Below are 22,456 nucleotides of genomic sequence, written 5' to 3'. Positions count from 1 at the left end.
CGCCCAATGCGCTATCGCGGCGCATCCATCGATCTGAACGGTCAATAACTAAGGAGACGCCATGAATCGGGCTTCCGGATTCCTGGTCTGGATCGCGCTCGCGCTATTGGGCGCGTTCGCATTCGGCACTATCGCGCTCGCGCACGGCGAGCGTATCAGCGCACTATGGATCGTCATTGCGGCGGTCTGCGTGTATCTCATCGCTTACCGGTTCTATTCGCGCTTCGTCGCGGGCAAGGTGCTGCAACTCGACGGCCTGCGCATGACGCCTGCCGTGCGTCACAACGACGGCCTCGACTACGTGCCGACCAACAAGTACGTGCTCTTCGGCCATCACTTCGCGGCGATCGCGGGCGCGGGCCCGCTCGTCGGCCCGGTGCTGGCGGCGCAAATGGGCTATACGCCCGGCATGCTGTGGATTCTTGCGGGCGTCGTGTTCGCGGGCGCGGTGCAGGACTTCGTCGTGCTGTTCATTTCGACGCGCCGCGACGGCCGCTCGCTCGGCGATCTCATCAAGATGGAACTCGGCACCGTGCCGGGCGTGATCGCGCTCTTCGGCGCGTTCCTCATCATGGTGATCATTCTCGCGGTGCTCGCGCTGATCGTCGTGAAGGCGCTGACGAATTCGCCGTGGGGCACGTTCACCGTCGCCGCGACGATTCCGATCGCGCTCTTCATGGGCATCTATACGCGCTACATTCGTCCGGGGAAGATCGGCGAGGTGTCGATCATCGGCTTCATCGGCCTGATGCTCGCGATCATCTATGGCGGCCAGGTCGCCGAATCCGCGACGCTCGCGCCGTACTTCACGTTCACCGGCGTGCAGCTCGTGTGGATTCTGATCGGCTACGGCTTCGTCGCGTCGGTGTTGCCGGTGTGGCTGCTGCTCGCGCCGCGCGATTATCTGTCGACCTTCCTCAAGATCGGCACGATTCTCGGCCTCGCGATCGGCATTCTGATCGTCGCGCCCGAGCTGAAGATGCCGGCCTTCACGAAGTTCGTCGATGGCTCCGGTCCGGTCTGGGCGGGCAACCTGTTCCCGTTCCTCTTCATCACGATCGCGTGCGGCGCGGTGTCGGGCTTCCATGCGCTGATCTCGTCGGGCACGACGCCCAAGATGATCGACAACGAAGTCAACATGCGCTTCATCGGCTATGGCGCGATGCTGATGGAATCGTTCGTCGCGATCATGGCGCTGGTCGCCGCCTGCGTGATCGAGCCTGGCGTGTACTTCGCGATGAACAGCCCCGCCGCGCTGCTCGGCTCGACGCCGGAAGCGGTGGCGCAGACCGTGTCGAGCTGGGGCTTCGCGCTGACGCCGGACATGCTGACGTCGACGGCGAAGGCGGTCGGCGAGACGACCATCGTCGCGCGTGCCGGCGGCGCGCCGACGCTCGCGGTCGGCATGGCGCAGATTCTGCATCAGGTGATCGGCGGCCCCGCGATGATGGCCTTCTGGTATCACTTCGCGATTCTCTTCGAGGCGCTCTTCATCCTGACCGCCGTCGATGCGGGCACGCGCGCCGGCCGCTTCATGCTGCAGGATTTGCTCGGCACGTTCCATCCGGCGCTGCGCCGCACGGAATCGCTGCCGGCGAATCTGACGGCGACCGGGCTGTGCGTCGCCGCGTGGGGCTACTTCCTGTATCAGGGCGTCGTCGATCCGTTCGGCGGCATCAACACGCTGTGGCCGCTCTTCGGCATCTCGAACCAGATGCTCGCGGGCATCGCGCTGATGCTCGGCACCGTCGTGCTGTTCAAGATGAAGCGCGAGCGCTATGCGTGGGTGACGCTCGTGCCGACCATCTGGCTGCTCATCTGCACGTTGACGGCCGGCTGGCAGAAGATTTTCGACGCCAATCCGAAGGTCGGTTTCCTCGCGCACGCGGGCAAGCTGAAAGAAGCGTTCGACGCGGGCAAGGTGATGGCGCCGGCGAAGTCGCTGCCGGAGATGCAGCGCATCATCTTCAACGATTACGTCGATGCGGCGCTTTCCGGGCTGTTCATCTTCGTGGTGCTGAGCATCGCGGTCTATGGCGTGGTGGCGGTGCTGCGCGCGCGCCGCGAATCGAAGCCGACGGTACGCGAGACGCCGTTCGAAGCGATGCCTTCCGGCGCTTCTTCGGCTGCGGTTCGTGCGGGGCACTGAGCCATGTTCAGCGATCTTCGACAAGCGGGCCGCTATCTCGGTCAGACGATGCGGCTGATGGTCGGGATGCCCGACTATGATGCGTACGTCACGCACATGCAGTCGACACACCCCGACAAGCCGATGATGAGCTACGCGGAGTTTTTCCGCGAGCGTCAGGAGGCGAGGTACGGAAGCGGGGCGGGGAAGTGCTGTTGACGCAGCGCTGCTGACTTGCAGATGAGAACGCGACGGTGATGAGCCGTCGCGTTTTTTTGCGAATACGATTTGTGACCTTCTATACGCGAGCGGAACGAAACGACTTGCCCAACCAGCGCTCGAAGCAATTCCGCTCAATTGTTCTTGGAGGACCTTTTTCGTGACGAACCTAAAAAAAACAGTGCCTGAAGTGCAGCAAGTTCCGGAAAAACCGATCTCGCCGCTCGAAGAATTGCGTGGAAGTGTTCTGTTTTATCAGGACCCACTAGAGCCGGTGGGCGTTGAGGATTGGGAGGCCTTGAAGTAGCCAACAAACAAAAAGGGCGAATGACCCAAAGCCATCCGCCCTTTGTCCAACTCACTCAACCGAAGCTCAACTCACCGCTGCCGCCGTCTTCGCGCCTTTACCCTTCTGCGCGCGTCCGATCTCTTCCAGCTTGATCTCGACATGCTTCGAGAACACGAACTCGGCCGGGCGCTGCTTGTCGATCGGCAGTTCCTTCGCGAATGCGCCCGTCGTGCGCGGGCCCGACAGCGCGATCTTCGCGGCCTTCAGCGGATGCGCCACCGTGTCCATCACGGCGGTCGCCTCGAAGCCGCAGTGGACCATGCAGTCCGCGCACTTCTCGTACTTGCCCGTGCCGTACTTGTCCCAATCGGTCGTTTCCATCAATTCCTTGAAGGTCTTGACGTAACCTTCGCCGACCAGATAACACGGCTTTTGCCAGCCGAACACCGTGCGCGCCGGGTTGCCCCACGGCGTGCACTGATATGTCTGGTTGCCCGCGAGGAAGTCGAGGAACAGCGTCGACTGGCTGAACGACCAGTTCTTGCCGTTGTTGCCGCGCTTGAAAATCTCGCGGAACAGATTCTTGGTCTTGTCGCGATTCAGGAAGTGCTGCTGATCCGGCGCGCGCTCGTAGGCATAGCCCGGCGACACGGTGATGCCATCGACGCCAATGGGGCCGAGCGTGTCGAAGAACTTGGCCACGCGTTCCGGCTCGGCGTCGTTGAACAGCGTGCAGTTGATGTTCACGCGAAAGCCACGGCGCTTCGCTTCCTTGATGGCCGCGACGGCCTTGTCGTAGGTGCCCGGCTGCGAAACCGAATGATCGTGCGCCTCGCGGTCGCCGTCGAGGTGCACCGACCAGACGAAGTACGGGCTCGGCTCGTAATCGTCCATCTTCTTTTCCATCAGCAGCGCGTTCGTGCAGAGATACACGAACTTCTTGCGCGCCATAATGCCCTTCACGATCTGCGGCATTTCCTTGTGCAGAAGCGGCTCGCCGCCCGCGATGGAAACGACCGGCGCACCGCACTCGTCGACGGCGCCGAGACACTCTTCCAGCGACAGGCGCTGATTCAGGATCGGGTCCGGATAATCGATCTTGCCGCAGCCGTTACACGCGAGATTGCAGCGGAACAGCGGTTCCAGCATCAGCGCGAGCGGATAGCGCTTGGTGCCCGTGATGTGCTGCTTGAAGATGTAGGCGCCAACGCGGGCCTTCTGGAGCATCGGGATAGACAATTGCGTCCTCTCCTTATTCTTCGCGAATCGCGGTTGCCGCAACGGCGGCGACCGGCTGGGTAAGCTTCGCGGGGAGTTTGAATTCGACCTTTTCCTCGCGGCCGTTCATCGTCGTGACTTCGACTTTTCCGAACGCGCGCAGGGCATCGATCACATGTTTGACCATTTCCTCGGGCGCCGAGGCGCCTGCGGTGATGCCGACGGTCTGCACATCGGCAAACCATTCCGGCTTGATTTCCGAGCCGTCCGCGACGAGGTAGCTCGGCACGCCGCTCTCGGCGCCGATCTCCCGCAGACGGTTCGAATTGGAACTGTTGGTGGCGCCGACCACGAGCAGCACGTCCACCTGGCTCGAAAGCTCGCGCACCGCGGCCTGGCGGTTTTGCGTCGCGTAGCAGATGTCGCGCGTGTCCGGCCCGACGATGTTCGTGAAGCGGCGCTGCAACGCATCGATGATGCCGCGCGTGTCATCGACCGACAGCGTGGTCTGCGTGACGTAGGCGACAGGCGTGTCCGGCGCGAGCGTCATCTTCGCGACCTCGGCTTCGCTCTGCACCAGCACCACGACGCCGGGAATCTGCCCGATCGTGCCTTCCACTTCCGGATGGCCCGCATGGCCGATCAGAATCAGCGTGCGTCCCTGCGAAACATACTGACGGCCCTGCACGTGAACCTTCGTGACGAGCGGGCAGGTGGCGTCCAGCACATCGAGACCGCGCGCTTCCGCGTCTTTCTCGACGCTTTGCGCGACGCCGTGCGCGCTGAAGATCGCGACCGCGCCGTGCGGCACTTCATCCAGCTCTTCGACGAACCGTGCGCCCTTGCTGCGCAGATTGTCGACGACATGACGGTTATGAACGATCTCGTGACGCACATAAACGGGTGCGCCATGCCGTTCGAGGGCCCGATCGACGATTTCTATCGCACGGACCACACCCGCACAAAAGCCGCGGGGTTGAGCAAGGATGATACGCATATAAGAACGAACTCCGACTGACGCGGGTCTCGGGTTAGCCGGCGCGAAGCTCGCACTTTCCCGATGAACTGCCCTGAACGACACTCGGAGTCGTTCGGAAGGCCGGGGAAAGCAGACCGGAAAAAACGACACGGTAATGTCGGTCTGCGCGCCGAAGTTGACCGCGTATTCTAGCGCGTTCCCTTTTTGGGTGCTCAATGCCCGCTTCAATTCGAAACGCGGCGTCACGCGCCCGAATACGGCGATTCGCGGAACCCAGTAAACTGTCGGACGCTTCGGGCCGCGTGCTGAGCCATTTGCGTGACGCGGGCCCGCCCCGCGGCCTGCCCGTACAGGTGTATTTTTCGCGCAACGCTACGGGCGACAGCACTCGATGCCCGTTTCGCCGAATCCCAAATTCCGAGTCGCCGGATCGCGCTTTCCGGTCACACAACTGTTTACAAGCTAATCGTTTTTTTCATGCTACTGATCGCCTGGCTCTCTTTTCTGATCTGGATCGTGCTGCTTTTCGCACGCGGCGGCTTCTGGCGCGCGCAGCCCGCGCCGGCATTGTCCGATACGACGATCCACGCCGTCGGCAACGCCGAGATCGCGCGGCGGGGCGCATGGCCCGCGCTCGTCGCGGTCGTGCCCGCGCGCAACGAAGCCGATGTCATCGGGCGCGCGGTCGGCTCGCTGTTGAAGCAGGACTACGCGGGCGCGTTCCATGTGATCGTCGTCGATGACCACAGCACCGACGGCACCGCCAGCGTCGCCGTCGCCGCCGCCCGCGAACTCGGGCTCGAAGACCGGCTGACCGTGCTGACCGCCCAGCCGTTGCCGCCGGGCTGGTCGGGCAAGGTGTGGGCGCAGTCGCAGGGCGTCGGCGCGATCGATACGCTCGGCCTGCCCGCCGAATTCCTGTTGCTGACCGACGCCGACATCCACCATCCCGCCGATGCCGCCACGCAACTCGTCGCGCGCACGATTCTCGAAGACCGCGATCTGGTCTCGCTGATGGTGCGTCTGCGCTGCGATTCCCTTTGGGAAAAAGCGCTGATTCCCGCGTTCGTGTTCTTCTTCGCGAAGCTGTATCCGTTCGCGTGGGTCAACGACGTGAAGAAGCCGACCGCGGGCGCGGCGGGCGGTTGCATGCTCGTGCGACGCTCGGCGCTGGTCGAAGCTGGCGGCATCGAATCGATCCGTCAGGAATTGATCGACGATTGCAGTCTCGCCGCGCGCATCAAGCATCGCTCGGGCCGAAACGACGCGCGCCCGATCCGCCTCGATCTCGCCGAGCGCAGCGAATCGCTGCGTCCGTACGACAACTGGCGCGAGATCTGGAACATGATCGCGCGCACCGCGTTCACGCAGTTGCGCTACTCACCGTTGCTGCTCGCCGGCACGGTGCTCGGCATGGTGCTGATCTATCTCGTGCCGCCGGTCTTCGCGCTGGCGTTCGGTGCGCGCGCGTGGCCGGCGTGCGCGGCGTGGGCGTTCATGTGCATCGCGTATGGGCCGATGCTGCGCTACTACCGCAGATCGCTGTTGTGGGCGCCGCTGCTGCCGCTCGTCGGCTTGTTCTATGTCAGCGCGACGATCGGTTCAGCCGTGCGTTACTGGACGGGGAAGGGCGGGCAATGGAAGGCGCGCGTGCAGGCGCCGACGCAGGAAGGTTCGTGATACGCAGGCGGTTTCGGAAACGAAGCCGCCTTATTTTTTCGTCAACATGGCATACAGCTCGATGACCATGTTCGGCGAGAACGTGAACGGCACCCAGCCGTGTCCGGCGTGACGCATGATCAGCAGGCGGTCGCCGTTCGGGTACTTCTGCGTCGCCATGACCGGGTTCTTGGTGGCCGCGAAGCGCCATCCGGGCGCGATGCCAGTCGGCTGCTCCACCGACATCGACGCGCGCACGTTCGACAATTCCTCGATCAACTCCGACACCCCTTCCGCGCTCAGCTTCACCGTCTTGCCCGCAATCGTCATTTCGACAGCATCGCGCTCCGGGCGCGACACGACGAGCGTCGGCGGCTCGTTTAGCGCCGGCGGTTCGGCGGGCGCCGTGGAGTCGCCGCGCCCGCGGGCGTCGCCCAACGCGGGCGGCTCGCCGGACGAGAGGTCATTCGACGAAGCGACAGATTCGATCGATTCAGCCGATGACCGGTCAGATTCAACAGCGGTCTGAAGGAGCGTGTCGAGGCTCGACTCCAGCGCGCCGAGCTGGTCTTGTAGATTCATGCGAGTCTGTCTGTTCCGTGTCTTGCAGGCGTGCCGCGAGGCAACGATTCTACCCGCTCGCCTTTGGCGAGGTCGGCACAGGTTGTAACCAATTGCACCGAAGCCGCGGATTAAACGAGAGAATTTCGTCCGCTAAAAACAAAACCGGCATCTCGAATGAGATGCCGGTTCGCCAGGACGCGCATGGCGCGCGCCCCGTCCAAGCTTACTTCGCCTGCACTTGCGCGAGCGCGTCGTTGAGCGTCTTGCTCGGACGCATCACGGCTTCGAGCTTGGCTTCATCCGGCATGTAGTAGCCGCCGATATCCGCCGCATTGCCCTGCACCGCGGCGAGCTCGTCGAGGATCTTCTGCTCGTTCGCGGCCAGCGTCTTGGCGAGCGGCGCGAACTGCTCGGCGAGCGCCTTGTCTTCCGACTGCGACGCGAGCTCCTGCGCCCAGTACATCGCGAGATAGAACTGGCTGCCGCGATTGTCGAGCTGGCCGGTTTTCGGCGACGGGCTCTTGTTGTTGTCGAGCAGCTTGCCGGTGGCCGCATCCAGCGCCTTCGCGACGAGCTTCGCACGCGCGTTGTCGTTCTTGATGCCGAGCTCTTCCAGCGACACCGCCAGCGCGAGGAATTCGCCGAGCGAGTCCCAGCGCAGATGGTTTTCCTGCACGAGCTGCTGCACGTGCTTGGGCGCCGAGCCGCCCGCGCCGGTTTCATACAGACCGCCGCCCGCCATCAGCGGAACGATCGACAGCATTTTCGCGCTGGTGCCGAGTTCCATGATCGGGAACAGGTCAGTCAGGTAATCGCGCAGGATGTTGCCGGTGGCCGAGATCGTGTCCATGCCGCGGATCACGCGCTCGAGCGTGTAACGCATCGCGCGCACCTGCGACATGATTTGAATATCCAGGCCGGTGGTGTCGTAATCCTTCAGATACGTTTCGACCTTCTTGATGAGTTCGGCTTCGTGCGGACGATACGGGTCGAGCCAGAACACGGCCGGCGTGCCCGAGTTCTTCACACGAGTGACGGCGAGCTTGACCCAGTCGCGGATCGGCGCGTCCTTCACGAGGCACATGCGCCAGATGTCGCCCTTCTCGACTTGCTGCGTGAGCCCTTCGATGGCTTCGTTCGTCGCGTTGTCGACGATGCGCGCCGTGCCGTCTTCGGCGATCTCGAAGGTCTTGTCGTGCGAACCGTACTCTTCGGCCTTCTGCGCCATCAGGCCGACGTTCGGCACCGTGCCCATCGTCTTCGGATCGAACGCGCCGTTGGTCTTGCAGAAGTTGATGATTTCCTGATAGATGCGCGCGAACGTGCTTTCCGGAATCAGGCACTTGGTGTCTTGCGGACGGCCGTCGGCGCCCCACATCTTGCCGCCGGCGCGGATCATCGCGGGCATGGAGGCGTCGACGATCACGTCGTTCGGTGCGTGCAGGTTCGAGATGCCCTTGGCCGAATCGACCATCGCCATGGCCGGGCGCTTTTCGTGGCACGCGTGCATGTCGCGGATGACTTCGTCGCGCTGCGATTCCGGCAGCGCTTCGATCTTCGTGTACAGATCGACGAGGCCGTTGTTCACGTTGATGCCGAGCTCTTCGAAGAGCTTCGCGTGCTTCGCGAACGCGTCTTTATAGAAGACCTTCACGGCGTGGCCGAAGACGATCGGGTGCGAGACCTTCATCATGGTCGCCTTCACGTGCAGCGACAGCATGACGCCCGTGTCGAACGCATCCTGCATCTGGTCTTCGTAAAACTCGACGAGCGCCTTCTTGCTCATGAACATGCTGTCGACGATCTCGCCTTCCTGCAGCTTGACCTTCGGCTTCAGCACGATGGTTTCGCCGCGCTTCGTGACGAGTTCCATGCGCACTTCACGCGCTTTGTCGTTCGTGACGGACTTTTCGCCGTGATAGAAGTCGCCGTGCTTCATGTGCGCGACGTGCGTGCGCGACGCCATGCTCCACTCGCCCATGCTGTGCGGATGCTTCTTCGCGTAGTTCTTCACTGCCAGCGGCGCGCGGCGGTCCGAATTGCCTTCGCGCAGAACCGGATTCACGGCCGAGCCGAGGCACTTGCCATAGCGTGCGCGGATGGCTTTCTCTTCGTCGTTCTTCGGCTCTTCGGGATAGTCGGGCAGCTTGTAGCCCTTGCTCTGCAGTTCCTTGATCGCGCTGGTCAGCTGATGCAGCGACGCGCTGATGTTCGGCAGCTTGATGATGTTGGTGTCGGCGTCCTGCGTCAGTTCGCCGAGCTTCGCGAGATTGTCGGGGACTTTTTGCGCGTCGGTCAGATATTCGGGGAATTCGCCCAGGATGCGCGCGGCCACCGAGATGTCGCTCGTCGCGACGTTGACACCCGCCGGCGCGGTGAAGGTACGGATGATCGGCAGAAAGGCGCTGGTCGCGAGCAGCGGAGCTTCGTCGGTCAGGGTGTAGATGATGGTGGGTTGCTGATTGCTCATCGCTTGTCTCGACATCCGAAAACAGGTTGGAAAAAACCGCCGGCTGCGTCACCCCTCCGGCAACAAACCGCTATTCTGCCTGATTTTGCGTGGCGCGCGTGTGAATTTCGGCTCGCGCGGACGGCGAAAACGGGCGTTTACCTTGTTATATCAACGACTTAAGTTTTTTCAAGTCTTATACAAGAGTTGCGATATTTCGCAGTCGTTGCGCCAGCCGGAACATTTCACGCACCGATTTCGCGCTTCACTACGCGAGATAGCCGTTCGCCCGGAACCAGTCGAGCGCATCCCTCAACCCTTCCCGATACGGCCGCGCGCCATAGCCGAGCTCCCGCTCTGCCTTCGCCGACGTGAACCACATCTTGTTCTTCGACATGCGCAGCGCATCGACGGTCACCATCGGTTCCTTGCCGCTGAACTTCGCGAACAGCTCCGCGCCGATCGCGACGGGATAAAGCGGCCCGCGCGGCAATTTGACGGTCGGCGGCTTGCGCCCGACGAATCCGGCGATGTCCGTCAACATCTGCTGCAAGGGCAGGTTCTCGCCGCCGAGGATATATCGCTCGCCGATTTTGCCGCGTTCCAGCGCGAGAAAGTGCCCGTTCGCGACATCATCGACATGCACGAGGTTCAGGCCCGTGTCGACGAACGCGGGAATCTTGCCCGTCGCCGCTTCGACGATGATGCGCCCGGTTGGCGTCGGACGCACGTCGCGCGGGCCGATCGGCGTCGACGGATTGACGATCACTGCCGGCAGCGCGTTCTGCGCGACCATCCGCTCGACGGCGCGTTCGGCCAGCACCTTGCTGCGCTTGTACGCGCCGATCGTGCTCTGCGGGTCGGACGGCTTCGTCTCGTCGACGATCGCGCCGGAACTCGTCACCTTGAGCGTCGCGACGCTGCTCGTATAGACGATGCGCTCGACGCCTTCGGCCAGCGCCGCGCGCATCGTCGCTTCCGTGCCTTCGAGATTCGCGCGCTCGATTTCGCTCGGGTCGGGCGCCCAGATGCGGTAATCGGCGGCGACGTGGAACAGGAAGCGCACGCCCTTGAGCGCGGCGCGCATCGACGCTTCGTCGCGCATGTCGCCGACGACGATCTCCGCGTTCAGCGATTCGACGTTCTTGCGCGGACTCGTCTTGCGCACGAGCACGCGCACGTCGAAACCACGTTCGATGGCGAGCCGCGCGACCGCGGACCCGACGAACCCCGAGGCGCCCGTGACGAGCACGCGAGAGCCGGAAAAATCAGTCATTCTTACCTCGATGAAAACGCTGGTGCGGCCGTCTTTCGTAACAACTGCCGCGCGAAAACGCATGCGCCGATCGGCTGCAAAGCCCGATGTGACAAGGGCTTGCGGCTCATGCTAAGGTCCGTGCCTGCCGCCGCCTCGCCACATTCCGGTCGCGCAAAACATGAACACAACCGGTCGACGATGCCTCAAGACACTCGAAACCTCATCTCCTGGATCTACCTCGCCATCGCGCTCGCGCTCGCCGTCGTGTTCGCCGTCGATGTGCTCACGCCGATGCGCGTCGCGATCTGGATCTTCTATCTGCTGCCGGTCGTGCTGTGCGTGTGGGTCGATCGTCCCGCCGTGCCGATCGTCACCGCGGGCGCCTCGGCGCTGCTGATGATCGCAGGCTACGCATTGTCGCCCATCGATCCGGACACGAGCCGCGACGTGCTCCAGGTCAACCGCGCGATGGGCATCGTCGTGCTGCTCACGCTCGCGGCGGTGGCGCATCTGTATATCAAATCGCGGCTCGCCGTACAACGCACGACCTGGCTGCAGCAGGGCATCGTGCAACTGGGCGTGAAGCTGCGCGGCGAGCAGTCTCCGGCTTCGATCGGCGTGAGCATCCTGCGTTCGATCGTGCCGTACGTGCAGGCGAAAGTGGGCGTCGTCTACGCGCTCGAAGGCGAGGCGCTCGTGCGCATCGCGGCGTGGGCGCTGCCGGACGAGGACAGCGCGCCGCGCACGATCGCGCGCGGCGAGGGGCTCGTCGGCCAGGCGCTCGCCGATGAGCGCGTGCTCGAACTGCGCGATGCTTCCGCGCATTATCTGCGAACCGGTTCCGCACTCGGCTCCGCGACGGCGTCGCGCGTCGTGATCGCACCGCTTTATGCCGATGGCGAAGCCGTGGGCGCGATCGAGCTCGGCTTCGTCGGCGACGAAGGACAATTCGACGACGCCCGCGCGCTGCTCGAAATGGCCGCGGAGCCGGTCGGCATGGCGATGCGCTCCGCGCGTTATCGCGCGCGCCTCGTCGAACTGCTCGAAGAGACGCAGCGCCAGAGCGAGGAATTGCAGGTGCAGCAGGAAGAACTGCGCGTGTCGAACGAGGAACTGGAGGAGCGCGGCCGCGCGTTGCAGGACTCGCAGGCGCGTCTCGAACAGCAGCAGGCCGAGCTCGAACAGACCAACGTGCAACTCGAAGAGCATACGCAGCATCTCGAACGGCAAAAGGCCGAGCTCTTGCAGGTGCAGCAGGAACTGACCGCGAACGCGCTGGAAATGGAGCGCGCGAGCCAGTACAAGTCGGAGTTCCTCGCGAACATGTCGCACGAACTGCGCACGCCGCTCAACAGCTCGCTGATCCTCGCGAAGCTTCTGCAGGACAACAAGCAAGGCAATCTGAGCGACGAGCAGGTGCGCTACGCCGCGACGATCCATTCATCGAACAGCGACCTGCTCGCGCTCATCAACGACATTCTGGATTTGTCGAAGGTCGAGGCGGGGCAGATGGACGTGCAGTTCGCGCCGACGTCCGTCGATTCGATTCTGCAGGCGCTGAAGCAGTCGTTCGCGCCCGTCGCGGAAAGCAAGGGACTCGAATTCGTCACCGAGCATGGCGAGAGCGTGCCGCAGTACTTCGTCACGGACGGTCAGCGGCTTTTGCAGGTGCTGCGCAATCTGCTGTCGAATGCGTTCAAGTTCACCGAGCGCGGCCGCGTGATCGTCGCGGCGCAGCGTGCGGGCGACAACGCGGTGCGCTTCGAAGTGCGCGACACGGGCATCGGCATCGCGCGCGAAAAGCAGGACATGATTTTCCAGGCGTTTCAGCAGGCCGACGGCACCACGAGCCGCAAGTACGGCGGCAGCGGGCTCGGACTGTCGATCTCGCGCGAGTTCTCGCGACTGCTCGGCGGCTCGGTTGCCGTGTCGAGCGAACTGGGGCACGGCAGCGTATTCTCCGTGACGCTGCCGATCGCCGCGCGCGAAGGCACCGTCACCGCGAAGCTGGATGCGATCGGCCATCTCAGTGAGCCGGAGCCGGTGGCCGTAAAGCCGCAGCCTCCAGCGCCGGTTGCCGTGCCGGTATCCGTGCCCGAAGTCCCGACGATCGCCGACGATCGCGCCAACCGGAAGCGGCCCGATCGCGTGATTCTCGTCATCGAGGACGATCAGCCGTTCGCGCGCATCCTCTACGATCTCGCGCACGAGCTCGACTTCGACTGCGTACACGCGGCCACCGCGACGCAGGGCGTCGAGCTCGCGCGCTCGCTGCAGCCGAACGGCATCCTGCTCGATATCGGTCTGCCGGACCAGTCGGGCCTCACGGTGCTCGAATGGCTCAAGCACGATCCGCTCACGCGCCACGTGCCGATTCACATCGTTTCGGCGACCGATCACGCCGATGTCGCGCTGCATCTCGGCGCGATCGGCTATACGCTGAAACCGAGCGCGCGCGACGAGCTCGCCCTCGCGATCCGCAAGCTCGAAGCGCGTTCGGCGCAGGGCATGCGCCGCGTGCTCGTCGTCGAGGACGATCCGGCGCTGCGTCAGAGCATTCACGCGCTGCTCGCGAGCGAGACCGTGGCGATCACCGGTGCGGGATCGATTGCGGAAGCCATCGAGGAAATGCAGCGCGGCGTGTTCGATTGCGTCGTGATGGATCTCGCGCTGCCCGACGGCTCCGGCTACGAACTGCTCGAACGGGTGTCGACGAGCGGCGGGCACGCGTCGCCGCCGGTCATCGTCTACACGGGGCGTTTGCTGTCGCAGGAAGAAGAGCAGCGCCTGCGCCGCTACTCGAAATCGATCATCATCAAGGGAGCGAAATCGCCTGAGCGCCTGCTCGACGAAGTGACGCTCTTCCTGCACAGCGTCGAGAGCGCGCTGCCGCCCGAGCAGCAGCGCATGCTGCGCGCGGCGCGCCAGCGCGACGACGTGTTCGAGGGCCGCACGATTCTTCTCGCCGAAGACGATGTGCGCAATATCTTCGCGCTGTCGCGCGTGATCGAGCCGCTGGGTGCGACGCTCGAAATCGCGCGCAACGGCCGCGAGGCGCTCGAAGCGCTGGCACGCCGCAGCGACATCGACCTCGTGCTGATGGACGTGATGATGCCCGAGATGGACGGCCTGACCGCGATGACCGAGATCCGCAAGCAAGCGCAGCATGCGCGCCTGCCGATCATCGCGCTGACGGCGAAGGCCATGCCGAGCGATCGCGAGAAATGTCTCGAGGCGGGTGCGGACGACTACATATCGAAGCCCATCGACGTGGATAAGCTCGTGTCGCTGTGCCGCGTATGGCTGCGCCAGCGATGAACGAGTGACTTCTCAGATGAACGACAGCCGGCACGACGAAGAAGACACGTTCGACATCGAACTGAAGCTGATTCTGGAAGCGATCTATCTGCGCTATCAGCACGACTTCCGTCACTACTCCGTGAGTTCGCTGAGAAGGCGGCTCGCGCAGGCCGTGCACGATTTCAACGCGCGGACGCTGTCGCATTTGCAGGAGCGCATCCTGCGCGATCCGGCGCTCTTCGCGCGGCTCTTCCAGTACCTCACGGTGCAGGTGAGCGAGATGTTCCGCGACCCGCAGTATTTCCGCGCGATTCGCGAGCAGGTCGTGCCGATTCTCCAGACTTATCCGTCGATCAAGGTGTGGGTCGCGGGATGCAGCAGCGGCGAGGAATTGTGGTCGCTCGCAGTGCTGTTCGCGGAGGAGAAGATCGCGGACCGGACCGTGTTCTACGCGACCGATATCAACGCGGAAGCCTTGCGACAGGCCGAAAGCGGCATCTATCCGCTGGAGCGCATGGCGGGCTTCAGTCAGAACTATTTGTCGGCGGGCGGCAAGCGCTCGCTCTCCGATTACTATCACGCGGCCTACGGCGCGGCGAAGTTTTCGCAGACGCTCAAGTCGCGCGTCGTGTTCGCCGATCACAGTCTCGCCACCGATAGCGTGTTTCTCGAAGCGCATCTGGTGTCGTGCCGCAATGTGCTGATCTATTTCGATCGCGCGCTGCAGGATCGCGCGCTCGGCCTTTTCAGCGATTCGCTCGTGCGGCGCGGGTTTCTCGGTCTCGGCAGCAAGGAGAGCCTGCGCTTTTCGAAGTACGCGGACCGCTTTGCGGATTTCAATCCGCACGAGCGGCTTTATCAGAAGGTGTGACGATGATCGACGCTTTCGGCACGCAGCACTTCGGCGCAGTCGTGATCGGCGCATCGGCGGGCGGCGTCGAGGCGCTGAATCACTTGTTGCCCGCGCTGCCGAAGGACTTCGCGCCGCCGGTGCTCATCGTCGTGCATGTGCGGCAGGGGCCGCCGAGTCTTTTGCCGAGCCTCTACGCGATGCGCTGCGTGCTGCCGGTCGAAGAGCCGTTCGACAAGGACCAGATCGCGCCCGGCACGGTGTATTTCGCGCCGGCGGGCTATCACATGCTCGTGGAGTCGGAAGGCGGCGCGGCGCCGTCGATCGCACTTTCGGTCGATCCGCCGGTACGCTTTTCGCGGCCGTCGGTGGACGTGCTGTTCGAATCGGCGGCGCATGCTTACGGCGAGCGGCTGCTCGGCATCGTGCTCTCGGGCGCCAACGACGACGGCGCGCGCGGCGCCCGCGCGATCCGCGACGCGGGCGGCGAGTGCTGGGCGCAGGATCCGTCGACGGCCTCGTCGCCCGCCATGCCGCTCGCGGCGATCGCGCAGGGCGCGGTGCATGAAGTACTGACGCTGGACGAAATGACGATGCGGCTTTCGCAATGTATCCGCCGCCAGCCATGAAAAGAAGGCAAGGAGTCACCAGATGACGCAACCCATCCACGTGCTGATCGTCGACGACATCCGCAACAACATCACCGCGCTCGAAGCGTCGCTCGCGCGGCCGGATCTGTCGGTGCTGAAAGCCGAATCGGGGCCGGCCGCGCTCGAGCTGCTGCTCAAGCACGAAGTCGCGCTCGCGATTCTCGATGTCAACATGCCCGGCATGGACGGCTTCGAGCTTGCCGAGCTGATGCGCGGCAGCCCGCGCACGGCGCACGTGCCGATCATCTTTCTGACGGCGACGGCGCAGGACACGAACCGCACGTTCCGCGGCTACGAAGCGGGCGCGGTGGACTTTCTCTACAAGCCGTTCGACTCGCGCATCCTGAACTCGAAGGTCGATGTCTTCATCCAGATGGAGCGGCAAAAGCAGCAACTCGCGACGCAGCTCGCGACCGTGCAGCAACTGCTCGATGCGAACGAAATGCTGATGGCCGTGCTCGGTCACGATCTGCGCACGCCGCTTTCGGCGGTGATCGCGTCGGCGGAATATCTGTCGCGCTTCGTGAAGGACGAGAACGTCGCGAACATTGGCGAGCGCATCAAGTCGAGCGGCATGCGCATGGTGCGCATGGTCGATCAGTTGCTGAACCTCGCGCGTCTGCGCGGCGGGCGCGTCACGTTGCAGCCGCGCGCGGTGGAACTGATGACGCTCGCGCGAAATATCGTCGATGAATACGAGGCGCGCGTCGGCAAGGGGCGCGTGTTCGTGCTGCGTCAGGGCGACACGCTCCTGCAAGGCGATGGCGACCTGCTTTCGCAAGTGTTTTCGAATCTCATCGGCAATGCGCTACAACATGGGCACAAGGGCTCGGCGATTCAGGTCCGGCTCGACGGCGACGCCGACGACGTGACCATCACCGTGCAGAACGCGGGCGAAATTCCCGCCGACGTGCTGCCGACGATCTTCGCGCCGTATCGCTCGGGCCGGCGTCAGCACGAATCGAGCGGCCTTGGGCTCGGGCTTTACATCACGCGCGAGATCGCGCAGATGCACGGCGGCGACGTCAGCGTGCGCTCGACGGCCGAAGGCGGCACGACTTTCGAAGTGAGGCTGCCGCGCGTGTTTCATCCGGGGCCGGGGGATCGCGCGGACGGCGCGAAGCCGTTCAGGCTCGGTTGAAGCATTGTCTACAATGCGGCCTATGAACGACGAACGAATGGAGTCCGCAATGCCCGGTCCGGATCTGGATACGAGAATCGAAACCTACTACGTGCATGTGCGCGGCGTCGTGCAGGGCGTCGGCTTTCGCCATCACACGGTCAGGAAAGCGCATGCGCTGGGCGTGCGCGGCTGGGTTGCCAATCTCGACGACGGCTCCGTCGAAGCCATCGTGCAGGGCGCGGCCAATCAGGTCGATCTGATGCTCGAATGGCTGCGCCGCGGGCCGCCGCATGCCCGCGTCACCGAGTTTCACAGCGAGGAGCGCCACGTCGAGAAACGCTACGAGCGCTTCGAACAACACTAACGCGCGACCAGCAGACTCTCCGCGAACTGCCATTCCTCGTCGCGCCACTGATGCGTGCATTCGAAGCCCGCATCGGCGGCGATCGGCGCGACTTCATCGGCGGCATATTTGTGGCTGCTCTCCGTCCAGATCGTCTCGCCTTCGCGGAAGTCCACACGCAGATCCGCCTCGCGAACGCGCACCGACAGCGCCCGCTTCGCACGCAAGTGCATTTCGATGCTGCGTGCGTCCGGATTGAAGCGCGCGACGTGCTCGAAGGCGTCGAGCGGAAAATCGCTGCCCAGTTCGCGATTGATGCGCGCCAGCATGTTCAGGTTGAACGCGGCAGTCACGCCGATCGGATCATCGTACGCCGCGATCAGCACCGGCAGCGGTTTGATGAGATCGGTGCCGAGCAGAAGCGCATCGCCGGGTTTGAGCATGCCGCGGATCGAACGCAGAAACTTGGTCGCCGCGAGCCGCGCGAAATTGCCGATGGTGCTGCCGAGAAACAGCACGAGCAGCCTTTCGCCGTCCTTGCGCCTGGCGCTGACTTCCGATAAGCCCGCGAGATAATCGCGCTCGTGTCCGACGATCGACACGCGCTCGATGTCGCTCAACTCGCGCCGGCACAACTGCAAGGCGGTACGAGAAATTTCAATCGGATGGTAAGCGGTGGGCTGCTTTTTACACAGCGCCTCAAGAATTCGGCGCGTCTTGCGGCCGCTGCCGCTGCCCAGTTCCGCGACCTGGATATCGCCCGGCATGGCCGCGACGATGTCCGTCGCATGATCCTTCAGCACGCGCTCTTCGGCGCGCGTCACGCCATATTCCGGCAGCGCGGTGATGACTTCGAAGAGGGCGGAGCCGACTTCGTCATACAGATACATCGAGGGCAGTTCTTTTTGCGGACGCTTGCTGAGTCCTACGTGCACGGCCTCTGCGAAGGCGTTGGCGAAGCGGGGCGACAAGGCGGGTTGAGTCATGACGTCTCCATCGATGCGGCGTTTTCTTCGCGTGCCAACCTCGGAAACGATGGCACGGCGCGTGTTGCTGCGGATGCAATGACGTGAGCGGTGGAGAAAACACGCGAGGTGCCGCTCGGACTTCGGGACCGGACCGGCAAACCGTGCGCCGGACCGACAAGGGTCGCCGATCATCGTGACCGGCTAAAGACAGTTGCGTGAGACGGCGTCCACGCGATGAAGTTCATGCCGAAATGCGAAGCATCTGATAAGCAAGAAGCGCGCACGCCGGTGAATCGTGTGTGAAGCGGGTTTTGAAAAAGACGCGCGTGCTGCGTTTAGAATGCGCTCTCGCCGTTTCGATCGGCTTGCATTCACCTTCCGCGCGCGAAAGCGCTTCTCTTCGATGAATCAGCATGACCTGGGGCGCGGCATCGCGCTGTCCGTCGCCGCTTCCACGCTCTTCGCGCTGATGTCCGGCTATACGAAGTGGCTCGCGCCGCTCGATGGGCTCGACATCTTTGCATGGCGCATCGTGTGGACGCTGCCCGGCGCGCTTGCGCTCGTCGCGCTGCGAAAGCGCTGGCCGCAATTATGCGCGCTCGTCGCGAAGCTCGCCAAGACGCCGCATCTGTTGCTCGGTTTCGCTGCCGCCGCGGCGCTGCTCGGCGTGCAGTTGTGGATCTTTCTCTGGGCGCCGCTGCACGGACGCGCGCTCGAAGTGTCGCTCGGTTATTTCCTCCTGCCCCTCGCGATGGTGCTGCTCGGGCGCTTTCATTACGGCGAGCGGCTCGATGGCTTCCAGTGGGCGGGCGTCGCCGCGGCGGCCGTCGGTGTCGCGCATGAGTTGATCGTCACGCATGCGTTCGCGTGGCCGACGCTCGTCGTGATGCTCGGTTATCCGCCGTATTTCATGTTGCGCCGCAGGCTCAACGCCGATCCGCTCGTGTCGTTCGCGGTGGAAATCATGTTGATGGCGCCCGTCGCGGCAATCATGCTGTTCGTGCGCGGCTCGTTCACGGATGTCGCGGGCGAGCCGCATCTCTGGCTGCTGCTGTTGCCGGGGCTCGGCGCGTTGAGCACGATCGCGCTCGCGTCGTATCTGCGCGCGAGCCGTCATTTGCCGCTCGCGCTCTTCGGCATTCTCGGCTACGTGGAACCGGTGCTGCTCGTCGGCGTGGCCGTGCTGCTGCTCGGCGAGCCGTTTTCAGCGCGGCAGCTCGGGACTTATGTACCGATCTGGATCGCGGTCGTGCTGACGGGCGTGCACAGCGCGCGGCTTCTAATGCGCGAGCGTTCGCGCAAGCAGGCTTTGCCGATGAGCGAGCATCACGCGAGCGTCGAGCATGAAACGGTGGCAGAGGAAATCGAGCGCGTCGAATGATCAGCGTGCGGTGCGCGCTTCGATGGCATCGTGCAGATCGCGCATGAGACCGCGCCCGAACATCAGCTCGACGAGAATGAAGAGCGGTCCGATCAACAGCCCGATGATGTCATCGACGAACGCAGGTTTGCGATGCTCGTAGCGCACGTGTCCGATGAATTGAAACACCCAGCCGGTCACGAACAGACCGATGCCGATGGCGAGCCAGATCGCCGTGGTGTGCGATGCGGCCCATTGCCCGAACGCCGCGCTCAACGCGGACACGCAACCCATCGCGATGCCGAGCGGCACGTCGAGCCAGAGATAATAGAGCGTGGCGAGCGCGAACAGCACGCAGGCCGGCGTGAGCATGAACGCGCCTGAGAACACGGGCCATGTGGGTTTGCTCAGCAATGCGGCGATCGCAAGCACGATCAGAGGAATGCCGATGAAGTGCGTGGCGACATTACGCCTGTCGCGATGATAAGCGGCGTATTGCGATAGCTGATCGGTCAGCGAGCGCATGGCGGGCGTCTCCATCGTTTTATGTTTCACGCATCATAAGCCGCGCATCGAAAGTAGCAACTAGAGCATTTCCTTTAGTGGAAAGCAAAAAGGCGAGTCCGAAGACTCGCCTGAATCAAACGCACTGGATTGTTGATATGCAATGCCCAGTGCGCGATGCGATGACGCCGGCCTCCCTTACTTCTTCGCCGCGTCTACTTTCGCATCGGCGGCCGACTTGTTAGCGTCGCTTTGTGCTTCGACTTTTTCCTTGTCGGCCTTCGCTTGCGCCACGTTGGCATCCTTCGCTGCATCCTGCTTTTTCTTGTCTGCCTTTGACTGCGCAGCGTGCTTTTTCTTGTCGGCTTTCGCCTGTGCCTTGGCGGCATCACCGCGGGCGTCGGAAGCTTGTTCCGGCGTGGTCGCCTGCGCTACTTTCGCGGCTTCCTTGTTGGCGTCGGCTTGCGCCGATGCCTTGTCCTCGTTCGCCGATGCCTGCGCCTTCGCGGCATCGTGCTGCGCTTCCGCCTTCTTCTTGTTGGCGGTCGCCTGGGCTTCGGTCTTTTCGTTGTTGGCCTTCAGTTGCGCTTTGCCGGCATCGGTCGTGGCAGTTTGCGCGAATACGGTGGAGACGAGCATGGCGGATGCGAGAGCAGCGACGATCTTCTTCATGGATTGAACTCCCTTGATTCTTTTAATGAGGACGCGTGGCACAGTGCGCCGCGCTGACGATGAAAACGCCGTTCCGGGCGATAGAGTTGACGTTCTTCTGGTGACAAAGCGTAACCAGTGGCGAGCAAATGAAACGGCATGCAGTAAAAGCGTCTGAGCCGGCTGCACGCTGCGTTGCGCGTTACCGGATGCGCGCGAAAACTTGTTACGATTTGGCGAATTCGCATCGATTTGTAACTGTGAACAGAATAATTGGGTATCCAAATTATTCCGGGCACCGCATTTGTAATCGTTGAAATGCACGGTTACCAACTGCTGCAGTTATTTCTTAGCCGACTGCTTAAGATGACTTCCATGAACCCGGCCTGTCGGGAAATGGAGAAGCTCATGAAACGCGCAGCAATCGTCTTGGTGATGATCGGTAGTTTGACGGTGGCGGGCCAGGCATCGGCGCACGGACATGGCGGCGGCGGCCATCACGGAGGTGGTGGCGACGGCGGTGCGATCGTCGGCGCGCTGATCGGCGGCGCGGTGCTGGGTGCGCTGGTGACATCGGTCGCGAATGCGCAACCCGTCTACGCGCAGCCGGCCTATGCGCAGCCGGCCTATGCGCAACCGGCGTACGCGCAGCCCGTCTACGAAGAGCCCGCCTATGGACAGCCGGCTTATGCCCAGCCTGCGCAGCCGCCCGGCTATTGCTACGACAACTATCGTCGTGCCTATGTGCCTTGCGGCTATTGATTTGACTTCAAGCGCGGCACGTCCTTTGCGCTGACTCCGACACGGTCGTGACATCCGATGCGTTGCCACGGCCGATACGCAAACTCGGGAGGCATGCAATGAACGCGATTACGAAGAAGCTGGTGATTTCTGCGCTGGTGCTGGGCTTGTCGGGCGGCGCCTATGCGCAAGCGGGCGGCTCGATGGGCGCAGGCGGCAACGGTTCATCCGGGGCCGGGTCGGCTGCGGGCGGCAAGGGCGGCGGCGTCGGCATGAGCGGCACCGGCATGGGCGGCTCGGCGGACGGCACGACGGGCACCGGCGCCAAGAGCGGCATGGGCAACGACGCCACCAACGGCATGAGCCAGGATCAGGGCACCGTGCAACGCAGCGCGCCGAACAACGGCAACATGAATTCGGGTGGCATGAAGTCGGACGGAACCGGCACGCACAAGGCTTATTGATGCGATGCCAGCGCACGCGGGTGCGATCGCCGCAGCATCGCGATGATGCGAAAAGCGGCATCCGCCTGGCGGCGGCGCGCAATTACAAATAGAAGAGAAACGGATTCGATGCGCCTGAAACGGCGCGAGACTTACTGACCGCTCGCCGACACCGCATCCACCGATGCAGCCGGTTCGAAATACTTGGCGCGCAAGCTGACCTTTTCGGCATAGGCGCGTGACCCGCCGTAGCTCTTCAGCGCGGCGTCGAGATCGCCCTGAGCGGACTTCATATAGCTGTGCAGGATTGCCGAGCCGGTTTCGATGTTGTCTTCCGGGTCCGTCAGGTCGACATTGCGCACGAGCTTTTTGTGCGCAGACGGCACCACCTGCATCAGCCCCGTTGCGTTGTTCGGCCCGATGGCCGTTTCCTTGAAGCGCGATTCGATCGAAATGATGGCAAGCAGAAGCGCTGGCGGAAGCGAATATTTCGAAGCCGACGACATGACCGCCGAAGCGATGGTCTGCGCCTTTTCACGCGCCACGCCGAATTTCCGGATGAGCATTTCCGAAATCTTGTGACCGGCTTCCTGCGCCTTCGGGTCTTGCGCGACGGTGTCGCTCGCGGCGGCGCTCGTCTGCGCCTCCTGCGCGAGCGAGATTTGCGCTGAACTCAGCGAGACGGCAAGGGCGGCAAAGATAACGAGGAAACGGCGCATCGGACAGAGAGATCAAAGCGGAATCGCGATTATAGCCATAT

21 protein-coding genes are annotated in these 22,456 nt (G+C 63.3%); 12 read left to right on the top strand and 9 right to left on the bottom strand.

The window, feature by feature from the left end; translation table 11 throughout:
- Nucleotides 1-61 precede the first annotated feature (61 nt).
- From AWB74_RS15250 to AWB74_RS46930, 3 genes are all read left to right on the top strand, one after another.
- A complete protein-coding gene (locus AWB74_RS15250) occupies nucleotides 62-2,149 on the top strand; it encodes a carbon starvation CstA family protein (RefSeq protein WP_061147586.1) in 2,088 nt (695 codons plus the stop codon).
- 3 nt (nucleotides 2,150-2,152) lie between these two features.
- On the top strand, nucleotides 2,153-2,347 hold the full coding sequence (locus tag AWB74_RS15245; RefSeq protein ID WP_061125865.1) for a YbdD/YjiX family protein: 195 nt from the start codon (nucleotides 2,153-2,155) through the stop codon (nucleotides 2,345-2,347).
- A gap of 160 nt (nucleotides 2,348-2,507) precedes the next feature.
- Complete coding sequence (locus tag AWB74_RS46930; RefSeq protein WP_200821973.1) at nucleotides 2,508-2,654, top strand: hypothetical protein; 147 nt, start codon at nucleotides 2,508-2,510, stop codon at nucleotides 2,652-2,654.
- A gap of 66 nt (nucleotides 2,655-2,720) precedes the next feature.
- Here AWB74_RS46930 and hpnH read toward each other — a convergent pair whose 3' ends face one another.
- Together hpnH and ispH are read right to left on the bottom strand one after the other, a co-directional pair.
- A complete protein-coding gene (gene hpnH / locus AWB74_RS15240; protein ID WP_061147585.1) occupies nucleotides 2,721-3,875 on the bottom strand; it encodes an adenosyl-hopene transferase HpnH in 1,155 nt (384 codons plus the stop codon).
- Between the two features lie 13 nt (nucleotides 3,876-3,888).
- A complete protein-coding gene (ispH, locus tag AWB74_RS15235; protein WP_061147584.1) occupies nucleotides 3,889-4,851 on the bottom strand; it encodes a 4-hydroxy-3-methylbut-2-enyl diphosphate reductase in 963 nt (320 codons plus the stop codon).
- 459 nt (nucleotides 4,852-5,310) lie between these two features.
- Between ispH and AWB74_RS15230 the strand changes: the two genes are divergently transcribed.
- Nucleotides 5,311-6,513, top strand: coding sequence for a glycosyltransferase (locus AWB74_RS15230; RefSeq protein WP_061147583.1), 1,203 nt, complete (start codon nucleotides 5,311-5,313; stop codon nucleotides 6,511-6,513).
- Nucleotides 6,514-6,543: 30 nt separating this feature from the next.
- On the opposite strand, the gene AWB74_RS15225 is transcribed toward AWB74_RS15230, so the two are convergent.
- The 3 genes from AWB74_RS15225 to hpnA all read right to left on the bottom strand — a co-directional run bounded on the left by AWB74_RS15225 (nucleotide 6,544) and on the right by hpnA (nucleotide 10,781).
- Nucleotides 6,544-7,074, bottom strand: coding sequence for a hypothetical protein (locus AWB74_RS15225; protein WP_061147582.1), 531 nt, complete (start codon nucleotides 7,072-7,074; stop codon nucleotides 6,544-6,546).
- A gap of 205 nt (nucleotides 7,075-7,279) precedes the next feature.
- On the bottom strand, nucleotides 7,280-9,526 hold the full coding sequence (locus tag AWB74_RS15220) for an NADP-dependent isocitrate dehydrogenase (protein WP_061147581.1): 2,247 nt from the start codon (nucleotides 9,524-9,526) through the stop codon (nucleotides 7,280-7,282).
- 247 nt (nucleotides 9,527-9,773) lie between these two features.
- A complete protein-coding gene (gene hpnA, locus AWB74_RS15215; protein WP_061147580.1) occupies nucleotides 9,774-10,781 on the bottom strand; it encodes a hopanoid-associated sugar epimerase in 1,008 nt (335 codons plus the stop codon).
- Nucleotides 10,782-10,961: 180 nt separating this feature from the next.
- Here hpnA and AWB74_RS15210 point away from each other — a divergent pair, with 180 nt between their 5' ends.
- Genes AWB74_RS15210 through AWB74_RS15190 form a run of 5 tightly spaced genes read left to right on the top strand, consistent with a single transcriptional unit; the run spans nucleotide 10,962 to nucleotide 17,050 of the window.
- The gene (locus AWB74_RS15210) at nucleotides 10,962-14,081 is read left to right on the top strand and encodes a hybrid sensor histidine kinase/response regulator (protein WP_061147579.1); all 3,120 of its coding nucleotides are present in this window, start codon (nucleotides 10,962-10,964) and stop codon (nucleotides 14,079-14,081) included.
- 16 nt (nucleotides 14,082-14,097) lie between these two features.
- Nucleotides 14,098-14,934 (top strand): CheR family methyltransferase, encoded by an 837-nt coding sequence (locus AWB74_RS15205; RefSeq protein ID WP_061147578.1) that lies wholly within the window; start codon nucleotides 14,098-14,100, stop codon nucleotides 14,932-14,934.
- 2 nt (nucleotides 14,935-14,936) lie between these two features.
- The gene (locus AWB74_RS15200) at nucleotides 14,937-15,542 is read left to right on the top strand and encodes a chemotaxis protein CheB (protein ID WP_061147577.1); all 606 of its coding nucleotides are present in this window, start codon (nucleotides 14,937-14,939) and stop codon (nucleotides 15,540-15,542) included.
- Between the two features lie 22 nt (nucleotides 15,543-15,564).
- Complete coding sequence (locus AWB74_RS15195; protein WP_061147576.1) at nucleotides 15,565-16,704, top strand: hybrid sensor histidine kinase/response regulator; 1,140 nt, start codon at nucleotides 15,565-15,567, stop codon at nucleotides 16,702-16,704.
- 49 nt (nucleotides 16,705-16,753) lie between these two features.
- Nucleotides 16,754-17,050: an acylphosphatase gene (locus AWB74_RS15190; protein WP_061147715.1), complete on the top strand. Its 297-nt coding sequence runs from the start codon at nucleotides 16,754-16,756 to the stop codon at nucleotides 17,048-17,050.
- Here the strand turns inward: AWB74_RS15190 and egtD are convergent.
- Nucleotides 17,047-18,015, bottom strand: coding sequence for an L-histidine N(alpha)-methyltransferase (gene egtD / locus AWB74_RS15185; RefSeq protein ID WP_061147575.1), 969 nt, complete (start codon nucleotides 18,013-18,015; stop codon nucleotides 17,047-17,049). The genes AWB74_RS15190 and egtD overlap by 4 nt on opposite strands.
- A gap of 385 nt (nucleotides 18,016-18,400) precedes the next feature.
- Here egtD and rarD point away from each other — a divergent pair, with 385 nt between their 5' ends.
- Nucleotides 18,401-19,378 (top strand): EamA family transporter RarD, encoded by a 978-nt coding sequence (gene rarD, locus AWB74_RS15180; RefSeq protein ID WP_061147714.1) that lies wholly within the window; start codon nucleotides 18,401-18,403, stop codon nucleotides 19,376-19,378.
- Here the strand turns inward: rarD and AWB74_RS15175 are convergent, their stop codons facing one another.
- Nucleotides 19,379-19,882: an Mpo1 family 2-hydroxy fatty acid dioxygenase gene (locus AWB74_RS15175; RefSeq protein ID WP_061147713.1), complete on the bottom strand. Its 504-nt coding sequence runs from the start codon at nucleotides 19,880-19,882 to the stop codon at nucleotides 19,379-19,381.
- A 177-nt stretch (nucleotides 19,883-20,059) separates the two neighbouring features.
- The gene (locus AWB74_RS48580) at nucleotides 20,060-20,836 is read right to left on the bottom strand and encodes a hypothetical protein (RefSeq protein WP_235024587.1); all 777 of its coding nucleotides are present in this window, start codon (nucleotides 20,834-20,836) and stop codon (nucleotides 20,060-20,062) included.
- 84 nt (nucleotides 20,837-20,920) lie between these two features.
- Between AWB74_RS48580 and AWB74_RS15165 the strand changes: the two genes are divergently transcribed.
- Together AWB74_RS15165 and AWB74_RS15160 are read left to right on the top strand one after the other, a co-directional pair.
- Entirely contained in the window at nucleotides 20,921-21,274 is a 354-nt protein-coding gene (locus AWB74_RS15165) for a hypothetical protein (RefSeq protein WP_061147712.1), read from the top strand.
- Nucleotides 21,275-21,372: 98 nt separating this feature from the next.
- Complete coding sequence (locus AWB74_RS15160) at nucleotides 21,373-21,717, top strand: hypothetical protein (protein WP_061147573.1); 345 nt, start codon at nucleotides 21,373-21,375, stop codon at nucleotides 21,715-21,717.
- 131 nt (nucleotides 21,718-21,848) lie between these two features.
- Here the strand turns inward: AWB74_RS15160 and AWB74_RS15155 are convergent, their stop codons facing one another.
- Nucleotides 21,849-22,415, bottom strand: a complete 567-nt coding sequence (locus tag AWB74_RS15155) for a transglycosylase SLT domain-containing protein (RefSeq protein WP_061147572.1) — start codon at nucleotides 22,413-22,415, stop codon at nucleotides 21,849-21,851.
- Between the last annotated feature and the right edge of the window lie 41 nt (nucleotides 22,416-22,456).

It is taken from the genome of Caballeronia arvi, assembly GCF_001544695.2.
GTDB lineage: Bacteria > Pseudomonadota > Gammaproteobacteria > Burkholderiales > Burkholderiaceae > Caballeronia > Caballeronia arvi.
The sequence above is the reverse complement of the archived record's forward strand: the minus strand, read 5'-3'. Positions and strand labels throughout refer to the sequence as shown.